Source organism: Rhabdothermincola sp. (assembly GCF_036846205.1).
GTDB lineage: Bacteria > Actinomycetota > Acidimicrobiia > Acidimicrobiales > Acidimicrobilacustridaceae > Rhabdothermincola.
In genome coordinates this window covers 1-9,753 of record NZ_DAIUCK010000111.1, presented here as the reverse complement: position 1 = coordinate 9,753, position 9,753 = coordinate 1, and the positions used below count along the sequence as shown (strand labels likewise).

At 72.1% G+C, this 9,753-nt stretch carries 6 protein-coding genes; 5 read left to right on the top strand and 1 reads right to left on the bottom strand.

Annotation, left to right across the window (positions count from 1 at the left end; all coding sequences use genetic code 11):
- From V7004_RS13740 to V7004_RS13730, 3 genes are all read left to right on the top strand, one after another.
- Positions 1-1,216: zinc-dependent alcohol dehydrogenase (locus V7004_RS13740; protein ID WP_334144675.1), on the top strand; the 1,216-nt coding region annotated here is incomplete at its 5' end.
- The gene (locus V7004_RS13735; RefSeq protein WP_334144674.1) at positions 1,213-2,808 is read left to right on the top strand and encodes a lactate racemase domain-containing protein; all 1,596 of its coding nucleotides are present in this window, start codon (positions 1,213-1,215) and stop codon (positions 2,806-2,808) included. The genes V7004_RS13740 and V7004_RS13735, both read left to right, overlap by 4 nt.
- A 46-nt stretch (positions 2,809-2,854) precedes the next feature.
- A complete protein-coding gene (locus V7004_RS13730; protein ID WP_334144673.1) occupies positions 2,855-3,832 on the top strand; it encodes a lysophospholipid acyltransferase family protein in 978 nt (325 codons plus the stop codon).
- 66 nt (positions 3,833-3,898) lie between these two features.
- Here the strand turns inward: V7004_RS13730 and V7004_RS13725 are convergent, their stop codons facing one another.
- Positions 3,899-4,189, bottom strand: a complete 291-nt coding sequence (locus tag V7004_RS13725) for a hypothetical protein (protein WP_334144672.1) — start codon at positions 4,187-4,189, stop codon at positions 3,899-3,901.
- A 266-nt stretch (positions 4,190-4,455) separates the two neighbouring features.
- On the opposite strand from V7004_RS13725, the gene V7004_RS13720 reads away from it, so the two are divergent.
- Positions 4,456-8,946, top strand: a complete 4,491-nt coding sequence (locus tag V7004_RS13720) for a glutamate synthase-related protein (RefSeq protein ID WP_334144671.1) — start codon at positions 4,456-4,458, stop codon at positions 8,944-8,946.
- Between the two features lie 30 nt (positions 8,947-8,976).
- Complete coding sequence (locus V7004_RS13715; protein WP_334144670.1) at positions 8,977-9,483, top strand: MauE/DoxX family redox-associated membrane protein; 507 nt, start codon at positions 8,977-8,979, stop codon at positions 9,481-9,483.
- The last annotated feature ends 270 nt before the right edge of the window (positions 9,484-9,753 follow it).

Genomic DNA, 9,753 nt, shown 5'->3' with positions numbered 1-9,753 from the left:
GGCGCCGGTGAAGGCGCTGCAGTTCGAAGCCCGCCCGGCCCGCTACGCGGCCGCGGCCGCGGCAGGACGTCTCACTCCCGGCGCCGGCGCCAAGATCGGACCGCTGCGCCTGCGGGACCTCGACCCACCGGAGCTGCCCGGCCCGGACTGGGTGGTGATCCGCCCGCGCCTGGCCGGCATCTGCGGCAGCGATCTGTCGACCATCGACGGCCACGCGTCCCGCTACTTCGAGCCGATCGTGTCCTTCCCATTCGTGCCGGGACACGAGGTGGTGGCCGACCGCACCGGCACCGACGGTTCGGACCGGGTGGTGGTCGAGCCGGTGCTGGGCTGCGTCACCCGGGGCATCGACCCGCCGTGCCCGGCGTGCGGTCGCGGGGAGCTCGGCAACTGCGAGCACATCGCGTTCGGTGCGCTGGCCCCCGGTCTGCAGAGTGGGTTCTGCCATGACACTGGCGGCGGCTGGTCGACGTTGATGGTGGCCCACCCGAGCCAGCTGCACCCGGTGCCGGGCACGATGAGCGACGAGGCCGCGGTGATGGTGGAGCCCACCGCGTGCGCGGTGCACGCCGCGCTCACCGCGGGCATCCGGGAAGGCGAGTCGGTGGTGGTGCTCGGCGCGGGGACCCTCGGCCTGCTGGTCACCGCCGCGGTGCGCCACTTCACCCTGGCCGGCCCGATCCTGGCCGTGGCCAAGCACCCCACCCAGCGCGAACTGGCCCGGGCTCTCGGCGCTGACCTGCTGGCCGAGCCCGACGAGGTGCTGCGCGCCGTGCGCCGCCTCACCGGCACCATGGCCCTCGGCGACGGGCGGATCACCCGCTTGACCGGCGGCGCCGACCACGTCATCGACTGCGTCGGCTCCGCCACGAGCCTCGCCGATGCGCTCGCCGCGGTGCGCCCGAAGGGGCGGGTGACCCTGGTGGGCATGCCGGGCCACGTGCACGTCGATCTCACCGGGCTGTGGCAACGGGAGATCGTGCTCGCCGGCGCGTACGCGTACGGCACCGAGGAGCTGCCGTCGGGCGAGCGGCGCCGCACCTTCGACCTCGCGTTCGAGCTGGTGCAAGCGGCCGACCTGGGGCGGCTGGTGAGCGCCACCTATCCCCTGGCCCGCTACCAGGACGCCATCGCCCACGCGGCGTCAGCCGGCCGCCGTGGCGCGGTGAAGATCGCTTTCGACCTCCGCAACGAGAAGGAGCGCACGCGGCTATGACCAGACCTGGCTTCGTCCTCGAGGTCGACCGCAACACCCCGCCGATCCTGTTCCACCACGGCGAGGGGTTCCGCTTGGAGAAGCTCCCGCCGGGGAGAACCCGGGTCATCTACCCGGCCGAGCCGCTGGAGCCGATCGAGCACCCCGACGCGGCCATCCGCCACGCGCTGCTCAACCCGCTCGGCGATTCGCCTCCGCTGCCCGCCCTGCTCAGGCCGGGGATGAAGCTCACCATCGCCTTCGACGACGTCTCCCTGCCGCTGCCACCGATGCGCCGCCCCGACATCCGCCAGCGGATCATCGAGCAGGTCCTCGACATGGCCGCGGCCGCCGGGGTCGACGACGTGGCACTCATCGCGGCACTGGCCCTGCACCGCCGCATGACCGAAGCCGAGCTGCGCCACGCGGTGGGTGACCGGGTCTACGACGCGTTCGCTCCGCACGGCCTGCTCACCAACCACGACGCGGAGGACCCCGACAACCTCGCCTACCTGGGCACCACTGACAAAGGTGAAGAGGTCGAGATCAACAAGCGGGCGGCGGAGAGCGACCTGCTGGTGTACGTGAACATCAACATCGTCTCGATGGACGGCGGCTGGAAGAGCACCGCCACCGGTCTCGCCAGCTACCGCAGCCTGCGTCACCACCACAACGTCCGGACCCTCCGACACAGCCGATCCTTCATGGATCAGCATCGCAGCGAGCTGCACTCGTCGAACTGGCGGATGGGCAAGGTGCTCCGCGACGCGGGCGTGAAGATCTTCCAGATCGAGACGACGATCAACAACGACGTGTTCGGCACCGACGGGCCGATGAGCGTGCTGCAGAAGCGGGAATGGGAGTGGAACGCCCGCGACCGCTTCACGTTCCTCGCCATGCAGAAGAGCCTCGAGCGGCTACCGGCGCGCACCCGGCGCCAGATCTTCCACTCCTGGCGCGCTCCACACGCCATGACCTCCGTTCAGGCGGGTGAGGTCGAAGCGGTGCACGCGGTCACCACCGAGAACGTGTACCGGCAGCACCTGGTGGCGGTCGAGGGTCAGACCGACATCCTCACCATGGGCCTGCCCTACATCTGCCCCTACAACGTGAACTCCATCATGAACCCGATCCTGGTCATGTGCCTGGGGCTCGGGTACTTCTTCAACCTCTACCGGGGGCGGCCGCTGGTGCGCGAGGGCGGCGTGCTCATCATGAGTCACCCGACCCCGTGGGAGTTCCACCCGGTGCACCACCCGAGCTACATCGATTTCTTCGAGCAGGTGCTGGCCGAAACCACCGACCCGGCCGAGATCGAGTCCCGCTACGAGAAGCAGTACGCGGAAGACGAGTGGTACCGGCACCTGTACCGCACGTCGTACGCCTACCACGGGGTGCACCCGTTCTACATGTGGTACTGGGGCAGCCACGCGCTGGCGCACCTGGGACAGGTGATCGTCGTCGGGGGCGATCCGAGAGCGGTACGCCGGCTCGGCTTCCGGCCCGCGTCGACCATGCAGGACGCGCTGGAGATGGCCAGCGACGTGGTGGGCCGCGACGCCACCATCACCCACGTCCACAACCCGCCGATCCTGATGGCGGACGTGAGCTGACATGGCGAGCGCCGAGCGGTCGCGCCCGGTCACGGGGCTCAGGTCGATGCCGGTCAGCAGAGGCAAGCTCGCCAAGCGGCTCCCGGTCAACGCCGGTGCGGTGGCCCGCCTGGCACGGCCGAGCGCCTCGGCGCTGGTGCGCAAGCTCCCGTTCCCCCTCGCCCCGGCGAGCGTGCCGGTCGGGGTCGAACCGCCCAGGCGCGAGAGCAAGGTCGGCGCCAACTACGACACCGAGTGGGCCCGCTCCTACCCGGCCCGGGCGGCGCGGGTGCTGCTCGTCGAAGGCGTGGTGCGCCCGGCGATGGAGGCCCTCGCCCGGCCGCAGGTGCGCGGCATCGACCGGCTCGGCTCGCTCGAGGGCCCGGTGGTGTTCGCGGCCAACCACCACAGCCACGTCGACACCCCGCTGCTGCTGTCGGTGATTCCCGAGCCGTGGCGGCATCACCTGTTCATCGGCGCTGCGGCCGACTACTTCTTCGGCAACCAACTCACCAGCGCGCTCTCCGCGCTGGTCATCGGCGCCATCCCCATCGAGCGCACGAAGGTCAGCCGCACCTCGGCCCAGCAGGCCGCCGAGCTCATCAATGACGGGTGGAGCATGCTCATCTTCCCCGAAGGAGGCCGCAGCCCCGACGGGTGGGGTCAGGCGTTCCGCGGCGGGGCTGCGTACCTGTCGTTGCGGTGCGAGGTGCCGGTGGTGCCGGTGCACGTCGAGGGCACCGGGCGCATTCTCCGCAAGGGCTCGTCCATCCCCCGTCCCTCCCCCACGCAGGTCACCTTCGGGTGGCCGCTGCGGCCCGACGAGGACGAGGACTCCCGAGCCTTCGCGACCCGTATCGAACGCGCCGTGGCCGAGCTGGCCGACGAGGCCACCACCGACTGGTGGCAGGCCCGCCGCCGGGCGCACGCCGGCACCACCCCGTCGCTGCAAGGCCCTGCGGTGGGGGCGTGGCGGCGGGCGTGGGCCCTCGGTGAGCGCGGCCCCAAACGCCGCCGCCGCCCGGCCTGGCCCGACCTGGGCTGACGAGCCCGGCCGTGGCCAGGGCCGCCCGTGGCCGGCGACGGGGGTCAGCCCGCCGGAGCCGATCGATCAGCTACCGGAGGCGGTGGCGTTGAGACACTTGGCGGCCACCTCGGCGAAGACCTGCTGCTCGTCACCCTGGAAGCTGTCGGGCCCCTCCCGCTCGAGCTTCCCGAAATCCAGCCGGTCGTTCGCCTCGTCGTAGACGCACTCCGCGAGCGGCTTGCTCAGTCCGGCGTCCTGCAGCTCCTGGATGATCTCGCTGCGGTTCGGCCCGCTCGTCGACGACGACCCGCACCCGACCGACAGCCCGACGGCGACGAGCACCGCACCCACGCGGAACGGCGAAACCTGTGCCATGGCACTCCCTCCTCTCGCGCCGACGATAGCTGGGGGCCGACGCCGAGGTGATGAGCCGGAAAGCCGAGCGACGACCTGGCGGGGAGAGCGGTACAGTCGAGCGGGCCACCATCGGGGCTCACGGGCAACGGCGCCGCGTTCCGCCAGTGCAGCGAGGCACGGCACCGCAGCCATACCGGCATCGACGCCGACGCAGCTGCGACGGACGCACCCCCGATCGTCCGGCACGCACACTCCCACTGGTCGCGCGCGAAGGACGTGAACCCATGCGAGAGCTCGATGTCTGCGGCATCGGCTTCGTAGCCGATGCCCGAGGGCGAACCGACCGATCGATCGTCGAGGCCGGCCTGTCGGGCCTGGCCCACGTGAAGCACCGGGGCGCGGTCGCTGCCGACGCGCTCACCTCGGACGGCACCGGGGTGCTCACCGCCATCCCCCCGGCCCTGTTCGGCGAGGGCCGAGGGGTGCTGGTGCTGTTCTGCCGCGGTGAGCCGCCGCAGCGGGCGGTCGAGCAGGCGGCACGGGACGAGGGCCTGGTAATCGTCGAGTGGCGGACCCCACCCACCGACGACTCGGTGCTCGGCGCGATGGCCCGAGCCACCCGGCCCGAGATCCTCCAGGCGATCGTCGAGCGCGCCCCCCGGGACGGCGCGGCTGGCGGGACGGGCGAGGACCCCGCGGACCTCGAGCGCCGGGCCTACCGCTTCCGCCGCCGGATCGAGCGGGCCGTCGACGACGTGTACGCGGTGTCGTGCTCGTTCCGCACGATCGTCTACAAGGGCCTGGTCGCCGCGGACCACCTGGCCGACTTCTACCTGGACCTGCACGACGAGCGGTATACGTCGCCGTTCGTCGTGTTCCACCAACGATTCTCCACCAACACCCTGCCCACCTGGGAGCGGGCGCAGCCGTTCCGCCTGCTCTGCCACAACGGCGAGATCAACACCCTCCAGGGCAACGAGATGCGGATGCGTGGCCGGGGCCGGCTCGGCACCGACCAGGCGGGGCTGGGCGACGAGGAACTGTTCATCCCGGTGCTGGACCCGCGAGGCTCGGACTCCGCCAAGCTCGACGAGGCCGCCGAGTTACTGCTGCGAGGCGGCCGCCACATCTGCCACGCCATGGCCATGCTGGTGCCCGAGGCGTGGGAGGAGACCCGGGACCTCGACCCCGAGGTCCGCGGCTTCTACGAGTACCACTCGGCGCTGATGGAGCCCTGGGACGGCCCCGCGGGCGTGATCTTCACCGACGGCGAAGGCGTCGGGGCACTGCTCGACCGCAACGGCCTACGACCGCTGCGCTACGAGATCTGCGAGGACGGGCTGGTGGTGTGCGCCTCAGAGGTCGGCGCGGTCGACCTGAGCGGGCGGGGCAGCGTGGAGCGCGGCCGACTGGGGCCGGGGCACATGCTGTTCGTGACTCCCGAGCACGGGGTGGTGCGCAACCACGCCCTCAAGCACGTCCTGGCCCGCAACGCGCCGTACGCGCAGTGGGCGGCGGAGGGGTTCCGACGGGTCCGGGCAGGCGCTCCGATGGTGGACCCACTGCCCGACCTGCTCCGCCGCCAGGCAGCCCACGGCTACAACAAGGAAGAGCTGGCCATGGTGCTCAAGCCCATGGCCCACGAAGGCCACGAGCCGACCTTCGCCATGGGCGACGACTCGCCGCTGCCCCCCATCGCCGGCCGGCCACGGCCCGTCCACCACTACCTGCGGCAGCGCTTCGCGCAGGTGACCAACCCACCCATCGACCCCCTCCGGGAGCGGCTGGTCATGAGCCTGCGAGCCCTGCTCGGACCCCGGGGGCCCCTGCTCGAGGAGCGCCCCGAGCGTGCCCGCCTGCTCGCGCTCGACTCGTTCTTCCTGTTCCCTTCCGCCATCGACTGGCTGCACGACCCTGAGCGCAACCCGTTCACCACCGCGGTGCTCGACGCCACCTTCGCCGCCGCCGACGGGCCGGCCGGCTTGGAGGCCGCCGTACGGGCACTCGCCGACCGGGCGGCCCGAGCGGTCGCCGACGGAGCGGGAATCCTCATCATCGACCAGGACCGCGTCGGTCCCGAGCGGGCGCCGGTCCCCTCCCTGCTGGCGTGCGGAGCGGTGCAGCACCGCCTGGTCGAAGAGCGCCGCCGAGCTGACACCAGCATCGTGGTGATCGCGGACGACGCCCGCGATGTTCACTCGGTGGCGGCGTTGATCGGCTACGGCGCGGACGCGGTCTGCCCGCGCCTGGCGCTGGCCACCGTGGCCGCCGAGGCCGACGCGGACGAGAGTGAGTCCCTGGTCGGCTCCGAGGCCCAGGACCGCCTGCGGGCAGCCCTGGAGGCCGGGGTCCTGAAGATCCTCTCCAAGATGGGGATCAGCACCGTCGACTCCTACCGGGGCGCGCAGATCTTCGAGGTTCTCGGACTCGGCCCGGAGGTGGTGGAGGTGTGCTTCCGGGGCACGCCCTCGATCGTGGGCGGCATCGGCTGGGAGGAGCTGGGCCGCGATGTGCTGGCCCTGCACGCTAAGGCCTACGGCACCGAACAGGTGGAGCTGGACTCCCCCGGGTTCTTCCGGGTCCGCAAGGGGGGTGAGCCGCACGCCCACTCCAAGGAGGTGGTGCAGGCCCTCAATGACCTCACCCTGGTGCAGGAGACCCCTCCCCTCCTCGAGGCCGATCCGCTGGTGGCCGACATGGCCGCTGCCCACCTGCTGCAGCGGGCCATCCGGGGCGAAGACGACGGCCTGTACGAGCAGTTCGCCCGCCTGGTGGACGAGCGGGCTCCCATCGAGCTGCACGACCTGCTCGAGGCGGTCCCACTGGGTGATCCCGTCCCCCTCGAGGAGGTCGAGCCGGCCTCCGCGATCGTGCGGCGGTTCTCGACGGGGGCCATGTCACATGGCGCGCTGTCCAAGGAGGCGCACGAAACCCTGGCGCAGGCCATGAACCTGCTCGGCGCCCGCTCGAACTGCGGTGAGGGCGGTGAGGACCCCGAGCGCTACCGCACCCGCGGCCTCGGCCGGCTGGACAAGAACTCCCGCATCAAGCAGGTGGCCTCCGGGCGGTTCGGGGTCACCCCCGAGTACCTGGCCTTCGCCGACGAGGTGCAGATCAAGATCGCGCAGGGCTCCAAGCCCGGCGAGGGCGGGCAGCTCCCCGGCCACAAGGTGTCCCCGGAGATCGCCCGCCTGCGCTACACGCAGCCCGGCGTGGGCCTCATCTCCCCGCCACCGCACCACGACATCTACTCCATCGAGGACCTCGCCCAGCTCATCTACGACCTCAAGCAGGTGAACGCGGCGGAGGTCTCCGTGAAGCTGGTGGCTGAGGACGGGGTGGGGACCATCGCGGCAGGGGTGGTGAAAGCGCTGGCCGACGTCGTGCACATCTCCGGCGCGAACGGGGGCACCGGCGCCAGCCCGCTCTCGTCGATCAAGCACGCCGGGATGCCCTGGGAGATCGGCCTGGCGGACACCCAGCGGGCCCTGGTGGACAATGGCCTGCGCTCCCGGGCCCGGGTCCGGGTCGACGGCGGCTTCAAGACCGGCCGGCAGGTGGTGATCGCCGCGCTGCTCGGCGCGGACGAGTACTCCTTCGGCACCGCGGTGATGATCGCCGAGGGCTGCATCATGCTCCGGGCCTGTCACCGGGACACGTGCAAGCCCGGCGTGGCCACGCAGCGCCCGCATCTACGAGCCAACTTCAGCGGCACCCCGGAGGGGGTCGCCGCCTACCTGCTCTTCGTCGCCGAGGACGTCCGCCGCCACCTGGCGCGCCTCGGCGCCCGATCGCTCGACGAGGTGATCGGCCGGGTCGAGCTGCTGCGGCAGCGCACCACTGGTGATCCCCGGGCCGACGCGATCGACCTCACCCGGATACTGGCCCCACCCGAGCACCCGGACGAGCCGAGACGTTTCGTGGAGCGGGTGGCGCTGCAGGATCCCCGCTCGGAGCTCGGCGATCGCCTGCTGGCGGACGCGTTCCGCGGTGTGTGGGACGGCGACGAGGTGTCGCTCTCCTACCCGATCACCAACGCGGACCGGGCCGTGGGCACCGCCCTGTCCGGAGCCATCGCCCTCGAGTTCGGCTCCCTGCCGCCGCGGGGCACCGCGCACGTGCACTTCGAGGGCACCGCCGGCCAGAGCTTCGGCGCGTTCCTCACCCACGGGGTGGAGCTCGACCTGCTCGGCGCGGCCAACGACTACGTAGGCAAGGGCATGGCCGGCGGCCGGATCGTGATCCGCCCGCCGGCCAACGACTCGCTGGTGATGGAGCGGCGCCAGACCGGGTCCTCCACCGTCCTGGCCGGCAACACCTGCCTGTACGGTGCGACCGGCGGCGAGCTGTTCGTGGCGGGGGCCGCGGGCGAGCGGTTCGCGGTGCGCAACTCGGGCGCGCTGGCGGTGGTCGAGGCGGTCGGCGACCACTGCTGCGAGTACATGACCGGCGGGACGGTGGTGGTGCTGGGCCGCATCGGCTACAACCTCGGCGCGGGGATGACCGGGGGCGAGGCGTTCGTGTGGGACCCGATGCCCGAGCGGGTGATGACCCGGGTCAACCAGGACCTGGTGGAGGTGCTCCGCCCCGACCACGACGATGTGGAGGAGCTGCGCTGGCTGGTGGAACGCCACGTGTGGCTCACCGGCTCGCGCCGGGGTCAGGACCTGCTCGACGGCTGGGAGTCGGCGATCGAGCACCTGTGGCACATCGTGCCCCGGGAGCGGGTGGCGCGCATCACCGCCGGCGCGGCCCGCCGGGTCACCACCGCCTGATGGCAGGGCCGGCCCTGCCATCATGGGCCGATGACCCTCGACGGGATCGGCTACACGGCGGCCGTCACCCTCGCCGCGTTCTTCGCCCTGGCCGCGGTGGCCAAACTGCGCGACCCCGAGTCCACGGTCGGATCGTTCGAAGCGCTCGGGGTGCCGAACGCGCCGGCCACCGGGCGGCTCCTCCCGCTCCCGGAGCTGGCGACGGTGGTCCTGCTGCTGGTGGTGCCCGCCGCCGGCGGCCTGATCGCGCTGGTGCTGCTGGTGTTCTTCACCACCTTCCTGGTCCGCCGCCTGCGGGCCGGTGTCGCTGCGCCCTGCAACTGCTTCGGTGATGTGATCGCCCGGCCGCTGTCGTGGTTGGCCGTGGCTCGCAACGGGCTGTTCATGGCGCTCGCTGCACTGGCGCTGCTCGCCACTCGTCCGGTCCGACCGTCGTGGGTCGAGGTGCTGGTCGTGGCCGTCCCAGCGGTGGCGCTGCTCGGGCTGCTCCTGCTCGCCGGCGAGCGGGTGGCCACCCGCACCCCGCCCCGCCGGTAGCCTGGCGGGTCACATGACCGAGCAGGAACGGCCCGACAGCTGGTGGCCACGAGACCCCGATCGCGAACCTGACCAGGACGCCCCCGGCGCTCCGGCACCAGGCGCGACCCCGACACCGCCAGCCCCGGGGGCCGGGACGCCTGACGCCGCGGATCCCACCCGGCCGGGTTGGGCACAGCCGTCGAGCCCCGCTCGCTCCGGCCAGTGGGTGCCCGACTACGGTCAGGGTGCGACCACCGGCCCGCCACCCCCGTCTGCAGGGGCCTGGGG